The organism is Sphingomonas sp. (assembly GCF_041661885.1).
Classification (GTDB): Bacteria; Pseudomonadota; Alphaproteobacteria; order Sphingomonadales; family Sphingomonadaceae; genus Sphingomonas.
The window spans coordinates 301,444-324,918 of the sequence record NZ_JBAZTL010000005.1 but is presented as its reverse complement, the minus strand read 5'-3'; the positions used below and the strand labels follow the sequence as shown (position 1 = coordinate 324,918).

Below are 23,475 nucleotides of genomic sequence, written 5' to 3'. Positions count from 1 at the left end.
CCTATGAGTAGTCGCTGCACCGCTCACTGAATCTTCGATCTCGTCCGACACCCGCCACCCCGCTCAAAGAGCGGCAATCATCCCGGCGGAGGCCCGGCGTGCAAGGTGGCCGTCAGACCCCGCTTACCAGCTAGCTTGGCCGCGACATCCGACATCGGCATTTCTGCTGTGTCCAGGCCGTTCCGCGAGGCGAGCATAGGGCTGACTTCGCGGAGAGCGTCGTAGGTGGTGTTATGAATGACGGGAACAAGTTGATCACGCTGCAGGAGCACCGAAAGCTCCTTGTCCGCAACGCCCCCTGACGGAAGGCGCAGCAGCAGTGAGGGGGTCACCAGCACGATCCCAATTCGCGACTTCGCCAGCCCCTTGTCGATGGCGCGGAGAAACGGCTCGCCAAGTCCGATGTCATTCTCGCTGAACCAGACTGACACACCTCGCCCTACAAGAAGGTCGTTCAGCTCCTTGGCCGATCCCTGCCGGTCGTCCCATGCGTGACACAAGAAGATGTGCCGAAGATCGGGTAGTGGCGCTCGTCGTTCTACGGTTTCGCGGATCGGCGTGAGCGCCCGCACTTCTTCTGACGTGTAGAACTGAGCCGAGCCAACTCCTGACCAGCGTGGTTTTGCGGTACGAGGAGACCCGCCACCGCGACTCCGACCGCCCCCACTGTTTCCGGACGATGAATAGGAAGGTGTGTTGGACGCGCTGTAGGATGGGGTGTAAGACGACCTATAGCCGCGATAGCGGGGGCCGCACACTGGGCAGTCCGCTCCGCCGCCCCGTGTATGGCCTCTTACTGGTGCTGTGCATCTAGCCATGCGGCTCAGCTAGCACGAAACGTGAACAACGAAAAGGGGTGGGTAGCTCTGACTGCTCGCGGAGCAGGAGGCCCGGCCACTCGACGCGCCTTGCTGTCATTCAGTCGACCGCCTCAGGCGCGTTCTCCTCATCAGGATCGGGAGACACAATGTCCAATAGCGCCGGCAGCTCCGGCAGATCGAGGGTCTCGACATCGCGCAATTGCCGCGTGACGGCGCGGGTGCGGCGTCCCGCCTCGTCGACCGTGCGCTTCGCGGTCTCGAGCTGCTTGCCAAGCTTTTCCCAGACCTGACCGTACTTCATGAATTCCGACTTCGCCGCTCCCAGCACCTGCCAGACCTCGCTCGACCGCTTCTCGATCGCCAACGTCCGGAAGCCCATCTGGAGACTGCTCAGCAGCGCCGCCAGCGTGGTCGGTCCTTGGATCATCACGCGGTGTTTGGTCTGCAGCTCGCTCGCGAGGCCCGGCCGGCGGATGACCTCGGCGAATAGACCCTCGGTCGGCAGGTACATGATCGCGAAGTCAGTCGAGTGGGGCGGATGGACGTACTTGTCACAGATCGCCCTGGCCTGCACGCGGATCGCTCGCTCCAGTGCAAGAGCAGCTTTCTCCACTTCTTCGACCGCTCCAGCTTCCTGTGCCAAGAGCAGCCGGTCATAGTCCTCGTGCGGGAACTTGGCGTCGATTGGCAGCCAGAGCGGCGTATCGTCTTCACCGCGACCGGGCAGCCGCACGGCATATTCGACGACCTCACCGGAGTCCGGGCGGACGCGCACGTTCGTAGCGAACTGGTCCTTGGTCAGCATGTCCTCGAGCAGCATCCCGAGCTGGACCTCGCCCCAGCCGCCCCGCGACTTGACGTTGCTCAGCACCCGCTTGAGGTCACCGACGCCGGTGGCGAGGTTCTGCATCTCGCCCAGCCCCTTGTGCACCTGCTCGAGCCGGTCGCTGACGAGCTGGAAGGACTCGCCGAGCCGCTTCTCCAGGGTCCCCTGCAGCTTCTCCTCGACGGTCGCACGCATCTTCTCGAGCTTGTCCGCATTGTCGATGCGCATCTTGTCGAGTCCGTCGGCCACCGTCTGGCGCAACGCCTCCTGACGCTTGTCGTTAGTATCGATGAGCTGGCCAACCTTGCCCGTCACGCCCTCGAGGGCGACCCGTTGCTCTTCTCGCCCTTCGCGCTGCGCCGCGAGCAGGCGATCGGAGAGGCTGCGCACTCCGTCATTGGTCTCCTTGAGACGTTCGGACTGCGTCGTGGCGAAGCCTTCCGCGTTGCGCTGGACGGCCTCCTCGAGCTTCGCGCGTCCGTCCGCTGCCTCAGTGCGCATGCCGGAGAGTTGCTCTGTCTGCGCCTTGCCGAATTCGCCGAGGCGCGTCTCCACGGCGGAAAACCGCGTCTCGAGGGCCTCGGTTTGCGTGCCGAAGATGCCGCGCAGTTCCTCACGGCCGATCCGGGACTCGTCCCGCAGGGTGTCCGGTAGGGATTTGGCGATCTGTTCGAGCGCCGCGATTCGGGTCGAGAGATCCTCGGGGATAGTCGCTGGGCGCCCGACCTTCAGCAGGATCAGCACACAGAGCACTACCGCGACCAGCGCGAGTACCAGCGACGCGTAAACGGCGAACTCCATATCCCAGTTTCCTTCCACTGGAGCGGGCCGTCGCGGTGGCGACGGCCCGTCCCGATCACTCCTCGCGCACCGTGGTGCCCGGGCTGGCCTTGCCATGCTTCGTGGTCACGTATCGACCACTTATCGCGCTGCGATAGTGCGCGCCCGAGCTGCCGCTCGTGCCCGCCGCCTCGTGAACCGTGGTGCGGGGGTGTGAGCGTCCATAGCTCGCGCTCACGTATCGCCCGGATCCAGCGCTTCTGAAGCCACCACCTTTCGCCATATCAACTTCTCCATCTTCTTGGCGCCGCCCAGTCCCCGAATCGACCACCGCCCGGAGGAGGACTGCACTTTTGATGATCACACATGGGGGTGACAGAAGCTGTCAGGCTTCCGTAATCTTGCCGACATTCCCTCGGGCCTGGGCGCATCGCGACTTCGGCTTTAAGAGGAGGTCGACTTCAAGCACGTGCCGAACGTTGACCGCGCTCGGCGGGGCGACTTCGTGGCAGCATCACGGCCGCCTGCGACCCGCTGAGTCGCATCGTCAACTCGGATTGTTAATCCGGCGGCTGAATCAACCTGCACGCCGAATACGAGGCGCAGTTCGGCCAACCAGTTGTGGCCCACAAGGAAATGGCCAAGGCGCTCGCCAAGGCACCACTCTTCAGCGGCCTCGAGTTCGTCATCCGCTACGTGCTACTGGCCATGGCTGATGACCTCGGCGCCGATGTCGAAGTGACAGGGGGAGGAACGCCCGACCCGGCTGCCGGATGACTTCGCCGAGGCGTCCCGCCGGACCGTCACGCCGCAAGGCGCTCGGGAATCCACTGCCGACGAACCTGTTCGGTCTCGAAGAAGAGAACCTCATCCTGCGACAGGCGGACGAGCTGCCGTGCCTGGAGCGGGAGCCGTTCACCCGCGCGGACCAGCCACAGCTGGCAATCGACCGGTCTGTTCGCCTTTGCCAGCAAAGCGGTCGGGTCGATGACGTCCGCGTCGATCGCCAGAAGCTGACCGTCCACGTCCACGATGTTGCGCAAGCCGATGTCCCAGAATGCCATTTCGCGTCTCCTGTGCTTCGATGGATGCACATTCGCACGCGTGGGCGTCAGAAGCTGTCACCCCCGTATTCGCGCAGCATGCAGAGCGTATTGACCAGCGACATCTCCTCGACCGTACGGCAGGGCGTCTCAAGCAGGTGCGGGCTGGCGAACACCACAGCCGACGCCTGAGCCCGCGACACGGCGACGTTGATCCGGTTGAGCGAGAATAGGAACGCGATGTCGCGCGGCAGCTCCTCGCCGCTCGAGGTTGTCATCGACACGAGGCAGACCGGCGCCTCCTGTCCTTGGAAGCGGTCGACGGTGCCGACACGGACCGCTTGGGGAAGGCGGCTCCTCAAGGCGTTCACCTGCGCGTTGTAAGGGGCGACGACGAGGATGTCGGCGTGACCGATCTGCCGCTCGCGGCCCTCCCGGTCGCGGTAGTTCGCGCCGAGCAGCGCCCCCACGTGCGCCGCGATCGCCTCGATCTCCTCTGGGCTAACCTGCGAGCGCCCGAGGTGGGCGACCGCGCGCATGCCCGCGCCGATCAGGTCGGCTCCCGCCACGGATGTGAGCGACTGCATACCCGACGCCTCGTCGCTGCTCAGTCGGCCCTCGTAGACCGCAGTGGAGATGAAGCCGCAGACGCGTGGGTGCATGCGGCGGGTGACCGGGATGAACACGCCCCGGTCGGACGGCACAACTCGGTGTCCATCAATGAGGTACTCCAGGCAAGAGCGGCCGCTATCGCCGGGATGGCTGCCCTGGAGGGGCTGCGGGAGCTGCATCGGGTCGCCCACGAGGATGATGTTGCGGGCGCACCGCGCCATGGCGAGGATGTTGGCGATCGACACCTGTCCCGCCTCGTCGACGATCAGGTAGTCGTACGCGGCCTCGGCGTAGCGGGCGAAGTGCCATGCCGTCGCGCCGACGACGTGTCCGGACGCGATCTCGGGCGCATCGTTGTCGCTGACGAAGACGATTCCGGGATGGGCGTCGTCGTCGCCGTCGTCGGACGCCTTCTGCACTACTCGGCAGTTCACGCGCTCGGCACGCGCGCGGTTCGCCACCGCCTCGAGCAGGTTCCCGATCGCCTTGTGGCTGTTGGAGGATACGGCGACGCGCTTGCCGACGCGGACGAGGTCCACAATCGAGAGCGCGCTGACGTATGTCTTGCCGGTTCCCGGCGGTCCCTGGATGGCGAGCGTCGTGCCCGCCATGGCGGCGATCGCGCGGCTGGTCTCGGCCGGCAAATCGCCGTCGGCGGCAATCACGCCCGCGGGACGCAATCCGTCGACGAACATCGGTGACGACCGGGTCAGCAGATGTTCGACGGCGGGCAGGCGTCCGGTGTCGGCGATTAGCTGTTCGGTCACCGCGGCGACCGCATCCTTCAGCACCGAGTTGCGCAGGGGCTGCGGCGGGAGCAGGTCGAGCCGGTCGGGCAGCGGACCCTTCGCCGTCGACCGGCGCAGCACCAGCGTGTTCGCGTCATGGTCGATCGAGCGGAGGTTGACGTCTTCGGGCATCGCGGCCGGCTTGACGCACGGGGCCTTGCCCGCGCGTAGCTTCGTCTCCTGCGGTGGAAACCTGTAGGGCCGCTCGAACGACTGCCGGGTCACCTGCTCGGGTGGGCCGACCGCCACCAGGCCCTGGATGCACTCGAGGTCGTCCAGCAGTTCCTCGCTCTCCTGCGCGAGACGGTCGAAGATCGCCCACCAGGTCGGCTTGTCCTCGCGCTTGTGGAACTGGCTAAGGTCGAGCAGCAGGTCGCTGACCTGCTCGCCGAGACGATCGCGGACGGGCTGCAGTCGGGCGCGGAGCAATTCGATCTCCTCGTCCTCCGCATCGACGTTCGAGAGCGCTCCCCCCTCGGGCACGGCGCCGAGGGTCGGCCACGGCATTGCCTGCGGGCGGACGTCGCGGACCAGCCAGTCGAGGAGCAGCTGGATCGAGACGCAGTCGGTGCGGTTGTAGTCGTGGATCTCGTCGAGGAGGCGTTGCTCTCCGGTCTGGCGCCACTCCTCGTAGAAGACGACGCTCGCACCCGCCGTCGCGACGTCGGCGGCGCGCTTCTCCATGTAGAAGGCTTCGAGATCCTTGATCGAATATCCCTTCTCCGACGCGACGAGCGCCCCCGAAACGACCTTAAACAGGTCGACGAAGCGGCGCTCGCGCTGGAGTTGATCCATCGCCGCCTCGCCCGTGCGGTGCTGCGATGTCAGCCGGCGCAGCGCCGCGATCTCGTAGTTGGCGTAGTGGTAGATGTGCGCCGCCGGGTGCCGCCGCATGTGGTCGACGAGGAAGGTCAGCAGGTTTGCGACGGCCTGTCCCTCGTCCTCCCTGGTATGTGCCCAGAACGGGCGGAACGTCCAGTCGCCCGCCTCGCGGTACCAGAGGCCGTGCAGATACTCGAGGCCACCCGGGAAGTAGGGATCGCCCTCGATGTCGTAGAAGATGTCGCCATCGTCGGGAGCGGGAAGGAGACCGAATCCCTTGCCCGGCTCCGCGTCGCGCAGCTCGAACGACGGAGGACCGCCGGCGCGGCGGGCGGACTGCAGGCGCGCCTGGGAGACGAGCCGGCGCTGTGTCTCGGCGGCCATCCTGGGGATGCGTTCCTGCCTCGCGGCGAGACCGGCCATCGTCACCACGTCCGCCGCCTCGAGCTTCTGGCGCTGTGACCGGCTGATGCTCGCGACGAGCGCGAGACTATCCTCGCGGTCCCAGCGCTCGCCGCAGGCGTCGCTCCAGCGGCAGAGACCGCACGCCGAGACCGGCTCGGGCATCGTCTCAGGCCGCTCCACGAGGAACGCCTCGAGCATGCGCCGGGCGTAGCGGGCGTATGAGGAGACCTCCGAAAGCCGAACCGTGAAGCGAGTCCCGTCCCCTAGCTGGAGGTGCGAAGCCTCAGGCGCAACGCCCTGCACCGTCGCGAGCAGGTCGCTGTAGAGGCACAGCTGCAGGACGTGCTTGGGGTCGGGCTTGCGCTTTAGCTTCGTGTCGACGACCTCGTACGACCACGCTCCGAATACAGACGGGCGTTCGACGCGCTCGAGGAAGTCGGTGTAGCCGCCCCAGGCTCCCTCCAGCAGCGCACCCTGGAATATCACGTCTGGCCCGGCCGCCATCGCTTCGAGAGTGAGGCGGACGGATTCCTCTAGCGGGATCCCCTCCTTCGGAATCTCTACGATGACGCGGCCCTCGGCCTTCAGGCTTTCTAGGAACGCCAGCTCGTGCTCGTCGCCTTGGCGCTGCAGCAGCTCGGCCTCCGCGCTGTCCGCCCCAGGCTTCAGGTCGCCGACCTCGATGAGCCGCAGGTCGAGCGTCGTCGCGTGACGGCAACCCTTGAACCGCATCAGATCGGAGGCGGATAGCCTCAAGACTTCGTCAATCTTGCGCACGCGCATTCCCCTTTCCTCCGTGTTAGCACATAAGGGTGACAAAAGCTGTCGGGGTGATCCCATGTCTTTCGCGAAGGCCCAGGAACTGCTCAAGCTCGCGATGATGGCCACGCGCCGGAGCGGCGTGTCGCTTGAGGAGATCATCGAAGAGTTCGGCTGCGTCCATCGCTCCGCGCAGCGGATGACCGATGCGCTCGAGACCGCGTTCCCCCAGACGCAGGCCGACGACGGCGACGACCGCAAGCGCCGCTGGCGTATCCCCGCGCGCGCGATCGCCCCTCTGCTCACCCCATCCGCCGAGGAGCTTGCCGCACTGACGACGGCGATCACCGAGTTGGAGGTCGCAGGCCTGACTACGGAGGCGACCACCGTGAGGGGCCTGAAGCAGAAGGTTCGGGCACTGATCCCACCCGAAGCAGGAACGCGGCTCGCCGTCGACGAGGAGGCGCTGGCCGAGGCGCTCGGCCATGCGGTCCGGCCTGGGCCCAGGCCAGCCTCCAACACCGCGGTCGAGACGGCGATATACGAGGCGTTAAAGGGGCCCTTCCTCCTCCGTTTTCCCTATCAGACCCGCAAGCAACCGAAGCCCACAGACAGGGTCGTTGCTCCGCACGGCCTGTTGCTTGGCGTCCGGCGTTACCTGATCGGACGCGACACCTCGAAGGCAGCCTCAGCGCCACTGCAGCACTACCGGGTGGAGGAGATCACGACCGCGGAAGTGCTCCCGCAGAGCTTTGAGCTCGACGAGGGCTTCGACATCCACAGCCACGCCGAGAAGGGCTTCGGCTCTTTCGAGAACTCCGCCGAGCATGGCGACGTCGTGTGGCGCTTCGCGCCCGAGGCCGCACCGCATGCCCGTCGGTTCGTCTTCCACCCGACCCAGAAAACTGAAGAGGAGCCGGACGGCTCCCTGCTCGTCCGCTTCCGCGCATCGGGACATCTGGAGATGTGCTGGCATCTCTACTCGTGGGGGAAGTCGGTCGAGGTATTGCAGCCGGCCCGGTTGCGGGAGATGGTGCAAGGCCACCAGCGGCAGTTCGAAGTGTTACCGTAATGCTCGACTTTTCATTTTCTTCCGCCGGTGTTGCAGCGTTGGTATACCACGAAATCTGAAGGAGCCTTGCCCGCGCGCGGGCAAGTTACCCCGGAGCGTTAGAGCGAACTGCAAAAGGGTCTGCTATCGCTGCACCGCGAACAAAGGTTGTGGAAACGCCTGGCATGGAATCCAGCAAGCCGACACACAGCCACCATTTCCTCCCGAAGGCGACGAGCTCCTTCCGCAAGCAGAAATGGCCCACCTGGCCCCGCGCCTTAGTCGGGGCGATGCGCAGGAGCGGATCACGCAACCGCTCGATGACCCATATTCGTTCGTTCGCGGCACCCGTCCCACTTCCCGATTGGGGCCTGCCCGCTTTCGGGTGACAGGCCGGGAAAGGCGCTGTGCGCTCAGCAAACTGGCGTATCCGGCAAGACCGATTCCGATTGAGCGAGTGCTGCTCGACGCTAAAGATTTGGCGATTGCGCAGGTTGCAAACCCAACGGGAACCTCAGGAATGTACCCATTCCAGCAGGGCCATCGTGCCTAGCCCGCGAGCGCCTGCGATATAGACATCGTGGGCATATCCTTGGAGCTAATCTCACCGTGCTAGGCCTACATGGTTAACGCTTTGCGGACACGAGCTTCTTTGTGCTCCTGGATGCACATCCGCACTCTTGGTGGCGAACTTACAATCGGACCGAAATGGCGGCGATCTTCGCTCGCCGGAGACAAGCGCGTTCGTTACAGTCACGAAAATCGGGGGGCTAGCCGGCTAGCCGAATGTAACCGCTTATCGTGGTCGGCCGAGTGATCTGGCAGAGCGACCTAATTCGCCATCGGGGAGGCTACACGACGTGAGGTTCCGGGGATTGAGCGTCGCAGACGCGGCGATATTACCTGTGATGGCCGCCTGATGGCGTCGACTCCCCAAACCCCAGCCGAAGTGCTGGTCGGTCGCTACACCCTTACCAAAAACATCCGAAAGGGCGCGCAGGCGACCGTTACGCAGGCCTTCGACTCACAACTGGGAAAGATGGTCGCCATAAAGCGAGTGAAGTTCGGCCCGGACGATGAGCGCGGTCAAGCAGGCTTTCACCGCGAAGTCGAAATGCTGCAGCGGCTCAACCACCGCAACATCGTCGAGGTCATCGACGTCGACCAGGACGACGACGGTCATTGGTTCCTCGTTCTCGACTGGGTTGCGATGAACCTCGAGGACGTGATCATCCGCGACGGTGCGATGGCTTGGCAGGTGTTTTGGGATCGTTTCGGCGAGCCGCTACTCGAAGCCATCGCGTTCGCGCACAAGGGCAAGATCGCGCACCGCGACGTGAAACCCAAGAACATACTCGTCACCGACGACGGCACGGCCAAGCTCGCCGACTACGGGATAGCGAAGCTGCTCGACAATGGCGGCTCATGGGCTCCCGTGGCCGGAATCACATTCCGTTTCGATCGAACGCCGGGTTACACGCCGCCGTCTCCGGAAGAGGATCATGCCTTCGCGCGCGACTGCTATGCTTTCGCTGCAGTTGCGCTTTCATGCGTCACGGGTCGGACCTTCAACAGTGATGCAGAATTGCTGACCGCGCTGCAGGAAGCGACGCTTCCAGTGAACGTCCGGCCCATCGTCGAGCGGTGCCTCAACGCGGATGCGACACAGCGTCCCCCGTTGGCGTCACTCCTGCTGGAGCAACTGCGCCAGGCCAGCGCCACGGACGACGGGCGCGATGGTTCGATAATCGATCTGCATCTCCGAATGAACGACAAGACTAAGTTCGCCCTTGAGCGCCGGCTCGACACGGACGACGTCAACATGGTGGAGCGCTTCATCGCGGAAGAGCTGGGAGAGGCCTGCGCACTCGTCGCGCGACCCGAACAGGACGGGGAGTTGCCCCGAATAGACCTGATCAGCGGCGCCTGGAAGTTCGAAGCTCTGGTCACCGGCAAGCAACACGAACTTCTCCACATCACATCCGCTAGCGAGATCGGTGCCGGCTTGGCCGCGGATCTGCGCGAGGGCGGACTCATCCGACGCGTAAGGGCACGCTTCGTCCGACCGGAAGACGAGCGGCGCGCCGGCCAGCAGTTGAGTCTGCTGCTTTCGGAAGCCAGTTCACTGGGCGCACGGCTACGCGAGGAGCGGGCCGCTCGCGCCACCCAACGGATATTCCGGGTATGGGGAAGCTACCTCCGTGATCGCGCCGACCGGGAGGCGAAGCGCAAGAACGCGATCAAGTACGTCCATCGTAACGTCGGAATAGACCGCGTCGTGTTCACGACGGAGATCGCTCAGCCGGAAGACATCGTCGGCCAGGATCGTATCGTCGAATCGGGCGGCGGCAGGATCTCGGGAAGAATTGTCGCGGCTACCTTCAACTTGGTGACCATGGAGGTTCTGTTCGGCGACGCAAGCAGGCTCCCGCCGCGCGGTGAACTCTCAATCAATACCCTAGCGGCTCAGCGAGCGCTCACCCACCAGACCCACGCATTGAATGCCGTTCTCTACGACAGGGCCGTGGACGGAGCTCTCAAGCCGATCATACTGGATCCGAAATCGGCAACGCCCTGCATTCCGGTCGCGAACGTGCGTCCCACCGATCCCGACTTCGACGACGAGAAGCTGACCATCTTGAAGAAAGCCTTAGGCGTTCAAGATATCCTGGCAATCGAAGGCCCGCCCGGCACGGGCAAGACGAAACTCATCACCGAGATCGTGGTCCAGTGGCTGAAACAGCATCCCAAGCACCGAATCCTGCTCTCGTCGCAGACCCACATCGCGCTCGACAACGTGCTTGAACGCGTGACGCAGCTTGACCCCAGCCTCGACGTGATCCGCATCGGCAGGGCCGATGAGCCGCGCATATCCGCCGCGAGCAAGGAACTGCTTCTCGAACGCCGGGTGGAAAAGTGGATCTCGGAGGTGCGCGCCGCTGCCGAGGAAGACATGAACCGATGGGCTACCGAGAACAACGTCGATCGGGCGACGGTGGCGACCGGAATGAAGGTCGAGGGGCTTCTCCAGATAAGGAGGCGGCAGGAGGAGATGCAATTCGCGATCGATGATCTCAAGGCGGAGAAAGAGGAGGTCCAAGCCGAAATCGACGAGAAATCATCGTCGGTCGACGAACAAGAACTGGACGAGGAGTCCACACAGCTCGACAGCGATATCGGTGAGCTGCAGCGCGAGATCACCAAGCTGCGGAACAAAGAGCGCAGCTTCATCGCGGAAATGGACAGTATGGGCGGTTACGCCGCGGACCTTGCTAAGAGCGGCGATTCCGCCGAGCTCGCCGACTGGGCGGTGCACTTTCTCCAAGGTGACGAAGTGGTCATGGCGTGCCGAGATCGTCTCGTACTCCTTGAGGACTGGCAGTTGCGCGTCGGGCGATCCCCCGACTTCAATGCGGCAATGCTCTCATCGGCCCAGATCATCGCCGGCACCTGCGTCGGGATCGCCGGCGTGAAGGGCATGGACGACGTGGCTTACGACCTTTGCATCATCGACGAGGCGTCGAAGGCCACAGCGACCGAAACGCTGATCCCCATGGCCCGCAGCAGGAAATGGATCGTGGTAGGGGATCCGCAACAGTTACCGCCGTTCTTCGAGGAACTGGGCGACGACCTGCTCGACTCCTTCGATGAAAGGGAGGTGAAGCAGACGCTGCTCGACCGCTTCCTCGATCCGGATGACGGCCTGCCAGATGGCTGCCGCGACAAACTCCGCAACCAGTACCGAATGGTGAAGCCGATCGGCGACCTGGTGAGCCACTGCTTCTATGACGACGATCTCGACAGCCCGGTCACCAGCCACGGGCTGAAACTCTCGGCCGCGATACCGAAGTCGGTCACATGGTATTCCACGCATGCGCTGAAACAGCCCTATGAAAGGCAAGACGGACAGACGTTCAACAATCCGACCGAGGTCGCCGTCGTGCGCAGCCTGCTACTCAAGCTGCAGTTCCTGGCGAAGGCGCAGAAGAAGCGCATCAGCGTGGCTGTCATCGCGGGCTACACGTCGCAGGTCACTGCGCTGAACGACATGGTCTTGCGGGGTATAGCGGAATGGCCCGACCTGGACGTCACCTGCAACAGCGTCGACGCCTTCCAAGGCAGGCAGGCCGACGTCTGCATCTATTCGGTCGTGCGTTCGAATCCACAGAACAGGCTCGGCTTCCTCAAGGAGAAGCCTCGCCTCAACGTAGCCCTGTCGAGAGGCAAGAGCGCGCTCCTAATCGTGGGCGACCAGATGTTCTGCCGATCGGCCAAGGGCAGGAATCCATTCCGCAAGGTGCTCGACTACTTCGACGCCCATGAGGACACTTGCGAAATGGAGACGCTTTCGTGAGGGCCGAGGACGTAGCCCGTGAGGCGCAGTTCCGCGACGGTTTCACGCTGGTAGACTACGCCGAGGTCGGGTTGCCGATCTTTCGTCTGACGATCGAGGCTGTGACCACCAGCACGCGCGCTCTCCCGACGATCCAAGAATTCGCCATGCGCTGCCTGGAACTCGGCGAGACCGACGAAGGCTCGATCGGGCGCATGCTCGGTCTCAAGGACGACATCATACGCGCCGCCTTCGACACGCTCGTCGTTGAGGGCTTCGTCGCACGGACGGCGGTCGTCTCAAACCTCAGCAGCTTCGCCCTGACCCAGTCGGGATACGAACGACTCGAAGTCGAGGCGAAAGAGGTCGTCCAGGAGGAGATGATCGTCATCGACTATGACGCGATGCGCAGGATGCCGGTCAAGCTGGCCGGTGAAAACGTCGTGCGCGCCAACGAGCTCAAGACTTTTGGCGCGGTCGAGATACGCCCATACCCTTCCGACCCGCCAAACGTGAGCGAGCTCTCGATTCCGGAGATCCGCAGGGTAATCCGCCGACAGAGCGGCGACGACTTCCGGCACAACGTCCTCGCCCTGAAGCGCATCGTGCGCCGCAACAACGTGTTCCGGGAGGCGGTCGCGCTCGTGTTCGCGGCGGACAAGGGCGACGAGGTCCAGGTCGCATTCGCAATCGACGGCAAGCTCTCCGAATCGCATGAACGCGCGTTCGCCGAGAATGGTGGTCCGAAGAAGATGGGATTCGTCCGCATGATCTCCGACGACGGTGTCCGTCGCCGCCTAGAACGTCTCGTGGGACGCGACGCAGTGCGGTCACTCCCCGATCCACTGAGCCTGGCAGCCAACCGGAAGGAAGAGGCGGAGGCTCGCGCACAGATACGTTCCATCGAGCCCGCGGCCGAACTCTCCGGAACACGACGCACGACCAATCCTGCGGTCGTGGCCCTAAACGCGGCGAAGGAACGTCACGCCGTCGCCATGCATGATCTCGATGCTGTTCAGCTGCGTCCCCTCGCCTGCTACGAGCAAAACGAACTGCTGCACGAGGCGGTGACGAACACGCGCAGAAATCTCCTCGTGACGAGCGCCGGCCTCCAGCCGACCTTGCTAACACAGCACATGATGCGAGAGTTGGACCGACTTGCTGGCGAGCGGGTATCGATCACCGTCGCGTCTTTCCTGAAGCCCCAGCTTGAGCCGCGCGGAGGCGATTTCTACGATCCTCTAGCGGATCTGAGCAAGCGGACGCAGAAGGACAGGATGCAGCTAGTGACCACACCGCGTTCCGATTTCTTCTTCCTGATTCAGGACGACGATCTCGCGGTGATCTCGAACCGCCCCTTCTTTGGAGAGATGGTCCGACGGTCCGGCTTCCAACGCATCGATGGTTACGTCACCCGTGACCGATCAATGGTGGCCAAGGTCAAGGAGATGGCGGCAGATGCCACGCGCGCGCGTCGAAATGCCTGACAAGGTCTCCATACATGCGGCGACGCACGTCGGGTATCTGCGCGCTCACAACGAAGACCGGTGCCGTACCGCCGATTGGCGCACGAGCGGCGAGGACGACGACTGGCATGGAACGATTGCCCAAGTCGGTGGCTGGGTGGTGATCGCAGACGGCATGGGAGGCCATGGAGCCGGCGAGATCGCGAGCGAGATCGCCGTCGAGACACTGTCGAAACGGTTGCCTGACGCCACAAGCGAGGACGGCGTCGTCGAAGCGATCCGCGACGCGAACAGTTCGGTGCACGACGCGATGGCGCTTGGGCTGGGTCGGCCCGCGATGGGAACGACGATCGTGGGCGCCATCCTCGGCGCCGGCGTCTGCACCTTCTTCAACGTCGGCGACAGTCGGGCGTATCTACTTCGAGGTCGAAGGCTGACCCGGCAAACAGTCGATCACACGCCAAGCACGGACGGATCGCGCGCGCCGCGTAGCCATGCGCTCACGCAATCACTCGGAGGCACGCTCAACCGGCGGACGTTGAATCCGCACGTCGTGACCGTAGCCATAGCTCCGGGTGACGTCATCATCCTGTGCTCCGATGGCCTTTCCGATCTTGTCACTGATGAAGCGATTGCGGGCGTCCTGCTCAGCGGGCCGCTACATCCCGGCAGCGCGCTCGTCGATGCGGCGTTGGAGGCTGGAGGTCGTGACAACGTCACGGTGGCAGTGCTCTCCATCTAGGTGCGTCTCGTGAACTCGAACCACATCAGCTCCGCAGGTATGTCGAAGAGAAAAGCAGCCAAAATGGCTCGAATTCCAATGTCATCGTAACATCTTGAGGTTTTTAAACCGGGCACAGGCCCGGTGGCGAAAATTGGAGGCAGAGACCGATTGACGGTGATCTCCTCTTCAACCTAGCCTCGATCGCGGGCTGCCGCATCGATGGAAACGATGCGACTCCGGACATAGAAGTTTTTGGGGGGTGCGGGGATGAGATCAGCGATAACGCCGGAGATTTCCGGGCGAATGGGTGGTTGCGGCACTTGAGGCAACATCAGAGCCACAGCCGGCAACATTACAGATCTACGCCTCGGGCACGTCCTCTGCGGGAATGGCATGGGCCGCTGTTCGGACGGGTTCCCGAAGTCGCTAACGCGTATCTTGAACGCATCAAGGTCCTGGCGGCGGATTCCCGGACGCATCTCTACTTCGACACGTCGTTCCTGATGCTCCTGGCGAAGTTGGGCCAGCCAGCGCGACAGCAGTTCTTCGCGTGGACCGAAACGGTCGGTGCCGAGAGATTCCACGTTCCACTGTGGTCGGCGCACGAGTTCTTCAAGCACAAGCTGAAGAACACCATCCTCACGGAACTCTCGACCGACATCACCCGGTTCGACAAGGCCACGAAGCAGCTCTACGGCAGCCTGGTCACCTATTCCTCCGACCAGCTCTTTGGGTTCAAGGACGCTGGCTCCATGTTCCTCGACGAGTTCAAGCGCACGATACAACCGATCCGCGCGATGTTGACCCTGGCGAGCAAGTCGAAGGAGGCTGCGGTCGGCGTTCAGGAAGTCGCGAAATACATCGACGATCTCCTAGTGCCGGGGTCGCTCGACGAACTTATCGATGACATCGAAACCGACGAACGCGTCCGCAACCGCGGTGCCATACCGCCAGGGTTCAGGGATGCCCACAAGCGCGACGGCGACAAGGGCAAGGAGTCGACGGATGTCCCGGCGAAAGCGGACAACAGCTTCGGGGACATCGTCTTCTGGCGCGAAGTGCTGAGGCACGCGAAGAACGTGCGCGCCGGCGCGGTGATCGTCATCACGAAGGACCGTAAGGACGACTGGTTCGAGAAGTACAACAACGATTCAGTCCTGACCAAAGACATCCGACATCGGGTCAGCAACCCGCTCCCCGTGCCGCTCGCCCACCCATTGCTCGTGCGTGAAGCTCACGATTTCGGGGCTGGTGCGCTGGACCTGCTTGACCCGATGTATTGCGCGGTGCTGCTCGAAACCGCAGGCTCGACGTTCAGAGATTTCGCCTCAGCCGTGATCGATGCGCACCTCCCTGATCCTCCTACGAAGCAAAAGGCTGCGAGAAGCTGGGCGACCCGATTTGGCTCGGCGGCTCGCCTCCTCGGCGCCGAGTTGGGACAGGACGACGACACCGATGACGACGAAGAGGAGTTCGATGTCGACATCCTCGATGCCGCGATGCTTAGAAGCACCGAGGCGCTCTCGCCTCATGCCGCAGATCTGCTACCCGCCATCACGGGTGATAAACCGGCTGCCAGGACACTGGCTTTCGCGGAGCTTGAGCCTGACACGCTTTCGCTGTGGGAGGTGCATGACCTCGTGGCGCTCGGCCGCGTCGCGACGGAACTAGCCACAAACGAAGTTCCGGAAGCCGCGGCTTTTATCGACAATCTGAGGAATCTCGGACCGGAAATCCCGGCCGCACTAAGGCTTCCCCTTTGCTTCGGAGCTATGGGCGCGCTCTATGTCGACAGAGAGCTGAAGCCAGCTCCACGATCTGGCGCCAGGATCGTGATCACAGTGCTCGACATGTCGACCGCGCCGGAGATGGTCGGTGCAGTTGCAAGACTGGCCGCGGTGCTCAATGAGCTCGGCGTCGCGAACGCCATTGGGTTGAACGGCCCGATCGACGTCGAAGTCGTCTCAAACCCGTCCGCTGACAACAAGTCCAATGCCGACCTCGTGGCGATCAAGGTGGACGGGACGAACCTACTCACCTTGATACAAGACGAGGAACAGCTGCGGTTGAGTACTCTCGTAGGGCGCGAGTCCGCACCGTTCGATGTTGAGGTGGGAACGCTGCTCGACATCGTCTCAAGGTTTTTTCTGCTGCCGAGACAGAGGATCGTCGCCGACGTGGAGCTCGACTCGATGGTCAGAGTGCCGGAGTTCGCTGGCGTCGAGAACGAAGATTAAGGGGTATGGAAAAATGGTGATCACGCGACGCGCAGCGCCAAAGTCCAAAGGCCGCCCGGTTCCGGAACCGCTGATCGGCTCGTTCCTGCTCGAGTCGATCACGACGGGCATGTACGGCGAGCGGAAGAATGCCATCCGCGAGTACGTGCAAAACAGTTTCGACGGCATCCAGTCGGCCATCGACGCCAAGATTCTCCGAACGGATAGGGGCAAAATAACGATCACCATGGGCGACGATGGCGCGAGCCTCGTCATCCACGACAACGGCATCGGGCTGCCGCAGAGGATCGCTGTCGGGACGCTCACCGCGGTGGGTGCGTCGCGTAAGGAACGAGGCCGGCAGGCAGGGTTCCGCGGCATCGGACGGCTCGCAGGCATCGCATTCTCGCGAACGCTTCAGTTCCGAACCAAGGCGGCCGGCGAGGACCTCGAGACGATCGTGTGGTTCGATTGCGATGCGCTTCGACGCGGCATGCTGGAATCCGGCAGGAAGCCGGCGGTTGACCTGATCACGTCGTGCACGACGTTCGACCAGATGAAGGCCACGGATGCGGAGGCCCACTACTTCGAAGTATCCTTGCTTGGGTTGCGCAACGCTCCCGTCGAAGCGCTGGACGCGCTGCAGCTCGAGAGCTTTCTCGCCCAGGTCGCGCCGGTCGACTATCATCCCGACTTCCGGAAGTACCGGGATCAGATTCTGGGCGACGCTGCAGAACTCGCCATTCCCGAGGTCGACGAGGCGGACGAAGACGACGACCCGCTACAAGAGCGGCCCGACTGGACCGTGCTCGAGGATGACGCCTCATCCATGCTCGAGCGAATCCCGGTGTCCTCGGTCGCACTGGCAATCAAGAGCAGCGAGACCGCTCCCGAACGCCTTGTCCACAAGCCATACCGCATGAAACTCGGTGTGAACGACAGTCCGGCTGACGTGCCCATCGCAAAAGTCGATCTGATCTATGGAGCGTCCGGAGCGTGGTGGGGCTGGATCGGCCACAAGACCAAGCCTGGTGAATATCAAGATGGAAAGATCAGCGGAATCCGGTTCCGACTGAAGAACATCCAGATCGACGGCAACGAGCTCATAACCCTGGTCCCCACGACCAACGAGATTCGCCAGCCGTTCAGTCGTTGGTCCAACTGGTTCGTCGGGGAGATACATGTCGATCCGCGGGCGGTGGTCCCCAATGCAAGGCGCGACAATTTCGAGGAAGATGCGCGCTGGCTGGAAATAAGGGGTGAGCTGAGCACCATATGCTCGGAGCTGACACGTGAGGCGCGCGATGTATCTAAGGCGCACCAGATGTCGGTCGAGATGCTCGACAAGAAAGCAGCGAAACTTAGGAAAGACTTCCTCACGGTCTCGCGCGCCAATCCGTTCAGCATGAGGAAAGCGCAGAAGCTCCTGCAGGACAGCGACAGCCTCCAGAAGTTGATCGAGAAGGCGAGCGGTGGCGCACCCGCCGTCGAGCAGGTGCGCTTCAAGGCAATCGCCAAAGAAGTCACCCAAATCCGCGTCGGCCTCCTCGAGAAGCCGCAGACGTCGGAATATGGTCAGTTCAGAAGCGCGATTAGGGAAGAATTCCTGTCAATTGCCCTGTCGGTCCTGAATGACTTCCTGGACATCGAGCTCTACGAGGAGGTTCGCGAGACACTGGAGAAGCGTCTACCCCAATGATCAAGGTAACGTTAGGACCAGCCCTGTTCGCCACGGCTATCCATGCGTCGCGGCGTTAGTCCTGATACCACACCGACCAAGCAGCGAATCGCTTGACACTATCCGGCTAGATCGAGATGAGGCATTGCGCTACCTGCATCGCTGCGATGCACATTGCGCATTGTCACGCTGCGGGGAGGCCACATGCCATCGATCGAAATCCTCTGCCATTCCGGGCGTTCGGCCGACCGACGCGTCCTTCTGGGTTTCGCGCCGGCTAGGCAACTCCATGCGATCAGCTTTCCCGACATCCTAGATGAGCGAACAGGTGATGGGTATCAGCGCCGCTTCAACTCGAGCCACAGCCTCGACTTCCGGCGCTACATCCGCGAGGAGGGCAGCACCACGATCCCCCTCACCTTCAACCTGCGCCCGCGCGACGATAACGCATGGCGGCTGTTGGAGGCGGAGCACCGCTCAGCACTCCTGAAGATCGACTCAGATTCTGGGCCGGTGATGGCGCAGGTAGACTGCCAGCATCGCCTCGGCCACCTTGCAGACCTCGACGTTGAGCTACCCTTCATGTGCTTCGTCGGGCTCACCGTCGAGGAGGAGATGGCGGTGTTCACCGTCATCAACCGCAAGGCCAAGGGTCTGAACCGGAGCCTGCTCGACTTCCACGACGCGCGCCTCTGCGAGGACCTAGCCAATGATCGGCCCGAGCTGTTCATCGCACTGTGTCTTTCGAACGATCCGGTCTCGCCATGGTGCGGACAGCTCGACGTCGGTGGCAACCGCGTCTCCGGAATGTCGCGCAAGGCGTCGCTGCGCACGCTGCAGAAGGCGGTGCGTCGATTCCTACAGCGGTCTTCGATCCTCAAGCAGCGGACACCCGAAGAGGCGGCTCGCGTCGTCCTCGACTTCTGGGTGGCCGTGTCGATCGCCATGCGTGACGACTGGTCGCGACCGCGTGGTTCCCTCCTAGCAAAAGGTGTCGGAGTGTACGCGCTTATGGAGATTGCCGCCGACATGTGGCGCGAGAACGGCGCCGCACTGACTAAGGACCTGATGATCGCTCAGCTCGCTGACCTAGCGGGCGAGGTCGATTGGTCCTCCGAGGGCCCGCTTCGTGGCCTTGGCGGCGAGAGCGGTGTGGCAGCCGCGGCGTCAAAGCTGCGCGAGATTCGCTCGCGCCTCACCGTCAGGCAGGCAGCCTGATGGCCGGTAAGCGCATCCTGCTCATCGAGCCCGGGTACAAGAACAAGTATCCGCCGCTCGGACTCATGAAGATCGCCCAGTACCATGGGCCCCAAGGCAAGAACGACCACGTTACGTTCGTGAAGGGAGAGGATCCGTCCGTCCTCTCCCAGGCGTGGGACCGCATCTACGTCACCACCCTGTTCTCCTTCGAATATCCGAAGATATCCACGAGCATCGACTACGCGCTCAAGGTGGCGAACGGTCAGGCCGACAAGGTGTTCGTCGGAGGCATCGCGGCTTCCCTGATGCACGAGCGATTCCTCGAGGAGCGCCGCTGGCAGGGCGTGCGCTTCATCAAGGGGCTACTTACCGGACCACCCGCCAAGGCGCTCCAGCTCGATGATTTCGCCGAGGAGCTCTATTCCGACGACTACAGCAACACCGCGATCGAGGACCTCGTCCCCGATTACAGCATCCTGTCACAGATCGACTACGAATATCCGGTCCGCGATGCCTATTTCGCATACACGTCGCGCGGCTGCATCCGGAAGTGCCAGTTCTGCGGCGTGCCCAAGCTGGAAGGCATGCAGCGCGACGTGGAGTCGCTCACCGACATCGTCCGATCGATCGATGAGCTGTACGGTCCCAAGAAGGACCTGATCCTCATGGACAACAACGTGGTGGCCAGCGCGCGCTTCAAGGAGATCATCGCCGAGATCCGCGACCTTGGCTTCACACCCGGAGCCAAGCTGACCCGGCCGGGATCGCGGATCCCTGTACAACGGCGCGTCGACTTCAATCAAGGCGTAGACGCGCGCATCCTTTGCAAGGACCCGATGTATCTGCGCGAGCTGGCCACGATCTGCCTGAAGCCGCTTCGGATCGCCTTCGACCATCTCGGTGTGCGCAAGCCCTACGAGCAGGCAGTCCGCTACGCGCACGAACACGGCCTGACCGAACTCTCCAACTACATGCTCTACAATTTCCACGACGATCCGGCAGACCTGTTCGAGCGGATGCGCCTCAACGTGACCCTCAACGAGGAGCTCAACATCCGCGTGTGGTCGTTCCCAATGCGCTTCCAGCCCACGAACCGACCTGATCGGGGCCATATCGGCGAGAAGTGGTCGCGCTACGAACTACGGTCGATGCAAATCATCCTGCAAGCCACTCACGGCGTCGTCAGCGGCGAGCCGACGTTCTTCCGTCGCGCGTTCGGCGACACCGTCGCCGAGTTCGAGACGATCCTGATGATGCCCCACGACATGATCTTCAACCGGGACTGGTATGACAAGTTCGACGGTCGCGGTGAGTACGACCAATACATCTCCGAGGCATCCCGGCTCTCGCCCGAACGCCGCCACGAGCTCAAGACGCTGCTCTCGTCCTGCGACCCTCGCCACTACCACACGCTGCCCGGCATGACCGACGATGCCGGGATCCGATCGATCCTCCAACACTACATGCCCCGCCCCAAGCACGAGCTTGTCGACATCTGGCGGCGCCAGGCGGACTGGCAGCAGGTCGCACACGCGATGAACGTGCCCGAGGACGAACGCGTCGAGGATGCCGGGCTGGACGCGGACGAAGAGCCGATCATCGCCATCGCGGAACCCACCCGCGCAAGGCATGCCGCGTGAGCGCGCCGATCCGACTTGCCAAGAAGTCCGAGGTCGTCGGCGGCGGCCCGGCGGTCGTCGGCAAGGATGTCCTCGAGCTGCTCTCGACCGCGATGTACGTCGATCCGCTCACAATCTACCGGGAGTACGTCCAGAACGCGGCTGACGCGGTCGATCATGCCCGCGCGTCGGGACTCAAGGCAGGCAGCATCGCGATCTCGCTAGATGCGGCCGCAAGGACGGTCACTATACGCGACGACGGTGCGGGAATCCCGGCGGCGGAGTTTCGCCGCGTGCTGACATCTGTCGGCGCGAGCGCCAAGCGCGGAACCGGGGCGCGTGGCTTCCGCGGCGTCGGCCGTTTGTCGGGCCTCGCCTACGCCCGTGGCTTGACCTTTCAATCGCGAGCCGCTGGCGAGGACAACGTGTCCACGATGACCTGGAACTGCCAAGCGCTTCGCACCGCCCTGCGTGATCCGACCGACGCGCGCGATCTCGCGTCGATCATCGACGCCATCACGATGACGACCATCGCCAAGGACGCCGGCGAACCATTCTTCGAGGTCCGGCTCGAAGGTGTTGCACGGCAGGGCGACGATCGCGTCATGTCGCCCGGTGCCGTCGCCGACTACCTGTCCGAGATCGCACCTGTTCCGCTTGACCCGCGCTTCGCGCCGACCGCGTCGATCGTCGAGACGCTTGGCGGATCAGTTGGCCTGGGCGACCTGGAGATTACGATCAATGGCGGTGAGCCACTGACACGACCGTTCCGCGACGAAATACCGATCGAGGGCGGACGTCCACTGCGGCTGCGCGAAGTCGCGTTCGTCGAGGTACCCTCCGTCGACGGCGGCATCGGCGCCGTCGGCTGGGTAGCACACCACGATTACGAAGGAGCCATCCATCCCTCGACGCACGTTCGCGGTCTGCGCGTCCGCGCGGGCGACGTGCAGATCGGGGAGGCCGGGGTCCTTGCCGACATCTTCCCGGAGACGCGCTTCGATGCGTGGACGGTCGGCGAGATACACGTCCTCGATCCCCGGATAATTCCAAACGGCCGGCGTGACGACTTCGAGCGCAACGTCCACCTCGCCAACCTGAAGAACCACCTCGCGCCATTGGGCCGGGACGTCGCCAACCGTTGCCGCACGAGTTCGCGAGACCGTAAGCGTCTGCGCGATCTCGAACTCGAGCAGGCAGCGGCTCGTGAGGGTCTGGCCGTCCTAGCGCAAGGCGGGCTGAACACCGCCGGCCACGATCGGATGGCGTTGACGGTCGAACTGTCACTCATGCGGGCGGAGAAGCTCCTCGGGGAACCCGATCTCGTCGACGGCGCCGACGGTAGCGTCAGGAACGACGTCGCAGCCCTGCGCGACCAACTTGAACAACTGGCGGGCTCGGACGCCCCCAAGTCATCACCGCTCGATCGGCTCAGCAAGGATCGGCGCGATTGGTATGAGGAGATGTTCTCGCTGATCTACGAGTGTTCGGTCAATCGTGCAGCGGCGAAGAGCCTGGTCGACCGGATGATCTCCAAGATCGCCTGATCCATCAGACGACCAGGCGCGCCTGTCGCCTCGAGATCGACACCAGACCTATGCGGCGGCGCGCTGCTCTTCCGACTCGTCGAACAGCAGCTGGGTCTTTCCATCCACTGGCTCATCACCCTCGATGTGACGTTTCACCAGCGCATAGACCTCCCGCACGTAATCGACCTCATCCCGCGAGAGTGGTCCCTTCTCGACGTGGGTCGTTATGTTGCGCAGTCGGCTGATCTTGCCGATCCAGCGAGCGAGCTTCGCCTTCGCGCCCTTGCCGTAGAAGTTGTAACGGTCCTTGAAGAGGTCCCAATTGCCTTCGTAGACCACGATCTGCGAGTAATCGATCAGGTTCAGTGACTGCCACCGGTCCCGCGAGGTGTCGCCTTCGTTGTTGTAGCGAACGTCGCAGTCGATCCTGACTTGCTTGGGCACGCCGGTAATCCACCACGCATCTCTGACCTCGCCGTAATGCGACTTCAGCGTCGAGAGGACGTCGTCGTACAGGATCTTGTGAATCTCCAGGATCATGTCGCGGGCCTGCTCGGTGCCGGCAGCATCCTGGGAATCGAGATACGCCTTGATCTCAGGCAGGTCGAATTCGGGCTTGGCGGAGGCGACTATGGCCATCATCTGCTTCGCATTCTGATCCACGCTTGCAAGAGAGCTTCCACGATTGCGGAAGTAGGCAACTTCACTGGCGCTGGCGCGGCTGAAGAACTGACTGATCGGGCGAGCGTAAGGCTCGACAAGGTCAATCAACTCCTCTGGGGACATCGATACGACGCGGGTAC

15 protein-coding genes are annotated in these 23,475 nt (G+C 63.1%); 10 read left to right on the top strand and 5 right to left on the bottom strand.

All coding sequences use genetic code 11. The features are described from left to right. Positions 1-77: 77 nt before the first annotated feature. Positions 78-572 carry a toll/interleukin-1 receptor domain-containing protein gene (locus WC704_RS12145; RefSeq protein ID WP_372890204.1) on the bottom strand — a complete coding sequence of 165 codons (495 nt, stop codon included), beginning with the start codon at positions 570-572 and terminating at the stop codon, positions 78-80. Positions 573-918: 346 nt separating this feature from the next. Next, the gene (gene rmuC / locus WC704_RS12140; RefSeq protein ID WP_372890202.1) at positions 919-2,448 is read right to left on the bottom strand and encodes a DNA recombination protein RmuC; all 1,530 of its coding nucleotides are present in this window, start codon (positions 2,446-2,448) and stop codon (positions 919-921) included. A gap of 615 nt (positions 2,449-3,063) precedes the next feature. On the opposite strand from rmuC, the gene WC704_RS12135 reads away from it, so the two are divergent. Further along, positions 3,064-3,204 (top strand): hypothetical protein, encoded by a 141-nt coding sequence (locus WC704_RS12135; RefSeq protein WP_372890200.1) that lies wholly within the window; start codon positions 3,064-3,066, stop codon positions 3,202-3,204. 26 nt (positions 3,205-3,230) lie between these two features. Here the strand turns inward: WC704_RS12135 and WC704_RS12130 are convergent, their stop codons facing one another. Together WC704_RS12130 and WC704_RS12125 are read right to left on the bottom strand one after the other, a co-directional pair. Next, complete coding sequence (locus WC704_RS12130) at positions 3,231-3,491, bottom strand: hypothetical protein (RefSeq protein ID WP_372890198.1); 261 nt, start codon at positions 3,489-3,491, stop codon at positions 3,231-3,233. 47 nt (positions 3,492-3,538) lie between these two features. Next, complete coding sequence (locus WC704_RS12125) at positions 3,539-6,880, bottom strand: TM0106 family RecB-like putative nuclease (protein ID WP_372890196.1); 3,342 nt, start codon at positions 6,878-6,880, stop codon at positions 3,539-3,541. Between the two features lie 55 nt (positions 6,881-6,935). On the opposite strand from WC704_RS12125, the gene WC704_RS12120 reads away from it, so the two are divergent. The 9 genes from WC704_RS12120 to WC704_RS12080 all read left to right on the top strand — a co-directional run bounded on the left by WC704_RS12120 (position 6,936) and on the right by WC704_RS12080 (position 22,690). Then, entirely contained in the window at positions 6,936-7,928 is a 993-nt protein-coding gene (locus WC704_RS12120; RefSeq protein ID WP_372890194.1) for a helix-turn-helix transcriptional regulator, read from the top strand. A gap of 898 nt (positions 7,929-8,826) precedes the next feature. Beyond that, positions 8,827-12,261 (top strand): AAA domain-containing protein, encoded by a 3,435-nt coding sequence (locus tag WC704_RS12115; protein ID WP_372890192.1) that lies wholly within the window; start codon positions 8,827-8,829, stop codon positions 12,259-12,261. Beyond that, a complete protein-coding gene (locus WC704_RS12110) occupies positions 12,258-13,727 on the top strand; it encodes a hypothetical protein (RefSeq protein WP_372890190.1) in 1,470 nt (489 codons plus the stop codon). The genes WC704_RS12115 and WC704_RS12110 overlap by 4 nt, the downstream gene beginning before the upstream one ends. Beyond that, positions 13,699-14,448 (top strand): PP2C family serine/threonine-protein phosphatase, encoded by a 750-nt coding sequence (locus WC704_RS12105; RefSeq protein ID WP_372890188.1) that lies wholly within the window; start codon positions 13,699-13,701, stop codon positions 14,446-14,448. Before WC704_RS12110 ends, WC704_RS12105 begins: the two co-directional genes overlap by 29 nt. A gap of 293 nt (positions 14,449-14,741) precedes the next feature. Further along, positions 14,742-16,667, top strand: a complete 1,926-nt coding sequence (locus tag WC704_RS12100) for a PIN-like domain-containing protein (protein WP_372890186.1) — start codon at positions 14,742-14,744, stop codon at positions 16,665-16,667. A 13-nt stretch (positions 16,668-16,680) separates the two neighbouring features. Then, positions 16,681-18,345, top strand: a complete 1,665-nt coding sequence (locus tag WC704_RS12095) for an ATP-binding protein (protein WP_372890184.1) — start codon at positions 16,681-16,683, stop codon at positions 18,343-18,345. Positions 18,346-18,528: 183 nt separating this feature from the next. Then, positions 18,529-19,542 carry a DGQHR domain-containing protein gene (locus tag WC704_RS12090; protein ID WP_372890182.1) on the top strand — a complete coding sequence of 338 codons (1,014 nt, stop codon included), beginning with the start codon at positions 18,529-18,531 and terminating at the stop codon, positions 19,540-19,542. Further along, positions 19,542-21,164, top strand: a complete 1,623-nt coding sequence (locus WC704_RS12085; protein ID WP_372890180.1) for a radical SAM protein — start codon at positions 19,542-19,544, stop codon at positions 21,162-21,164. Before WC704_RS12090 ends, WC704_RS12085 begins: the two co-directional genes overlap by 1 nt. After that, complete coding sequence (locus WC704_RS12080; protein WP_372890178.1) at positions 21,161-22,690, top strand: ATP-binding protein; 1,530 nt, start codon at positions 21,161-21,163, stop codon at positions 22,688-22,690. Before WC704_RS12085 ends, WC704_RS12080 begins: the two co-directional genes overlap by 4 nt. A 48-nt stretch (positions 22,691-22,738) precedes the next feature. On the opposite strand, the gene WC704_RS12075 is transcribed toward WC704_RS12080, so the two are convergent. Further along, the gene (locus WC704_RS12075; RefSeq protein ID WP_372890176.1) at positions 22,739-23,443 is read right to left on the bottom strand and encodes a hypothetical protein; all 705 of its coding nucleotides are present in this window, start codon (positions 23,441-23,443) and stop codon (positions 22,739-22,741) included. Positions 23,444-23,475: the final 32 nt, after the last annotated feature.

Bases quoted from the DNA above. Each gene is read 5' to 3' on its own strand.
- WC704_RS12130 (WP_372890198.1), bottom strand. From the start codon at position 3,491: ATGGCATTCTGGGACATCGGCTTGCGCAACATCGTGGACGTGGACGGT.
- WC704_RS12105 (WP_372890188.1), top strand. From the start codon at position 13,699: ATGCCACGCGCGCGCGTCGAAATGCCTGACAAGGTCTCCATACATGCG.
- rmuC (WP_372890202.1), bottom strand. From the start codon at position 2,448: ATGGAGTTCGCCGTTTACGCGTCGCTGGTACTCGCGCTGGTCGCGGTA.
- WC704_RS12095 (WP_372890184.1), top strand. From the start codon at position 16,681: ATGGTGATCACGCGACGCGCAGCGCCAAAGTCCAAAGGCCGCCCGGTT.
- WC704_RS12135 (WP_372890200.1), top strand. From the start codon at position 3,064: ATGGCCAAGGCGCTCGCCAAGGCACCACTCTTCAGCGGCCTCGAGTTC.
- WC704_RS12120 (WP_372890194.1), top strand. From the start codon at position 6,936: ATGTCTTTCGCGAAGGCCCAGGAACTGCTCAAGCTCGCGATGATGGCC.
- WC704_RS12090 (WP_372890182.1), top strand. From the start codon at position 18,529: ATGCCATCGATCGAAATCCTCTGCCATTCCGGGCGTTCGGCCGACCGA.
- WC704_RS12125 (WP_372890196.1), bottom strand. From the start codon at position 6,880: ATGCGCGTGCGCAAGATTGACGAAGTCTTGAGGCTATCCGCCTCCGAT.
- WC704_RS12085 (WP_372890180.1), top strand. From the start codon at position 19,542: ATGGCCGGTAAGCGCATCCTGCTCATCGAGCCCGGGTACAAGAACAAG.
- WC704_RS12115 (WP_372890192.1), top strand. From the start codon at position 8,827: ATGGCGTCGACTCCCCAAACCCCAGCCGAAGTGCTGGTCGGTCGCTAC.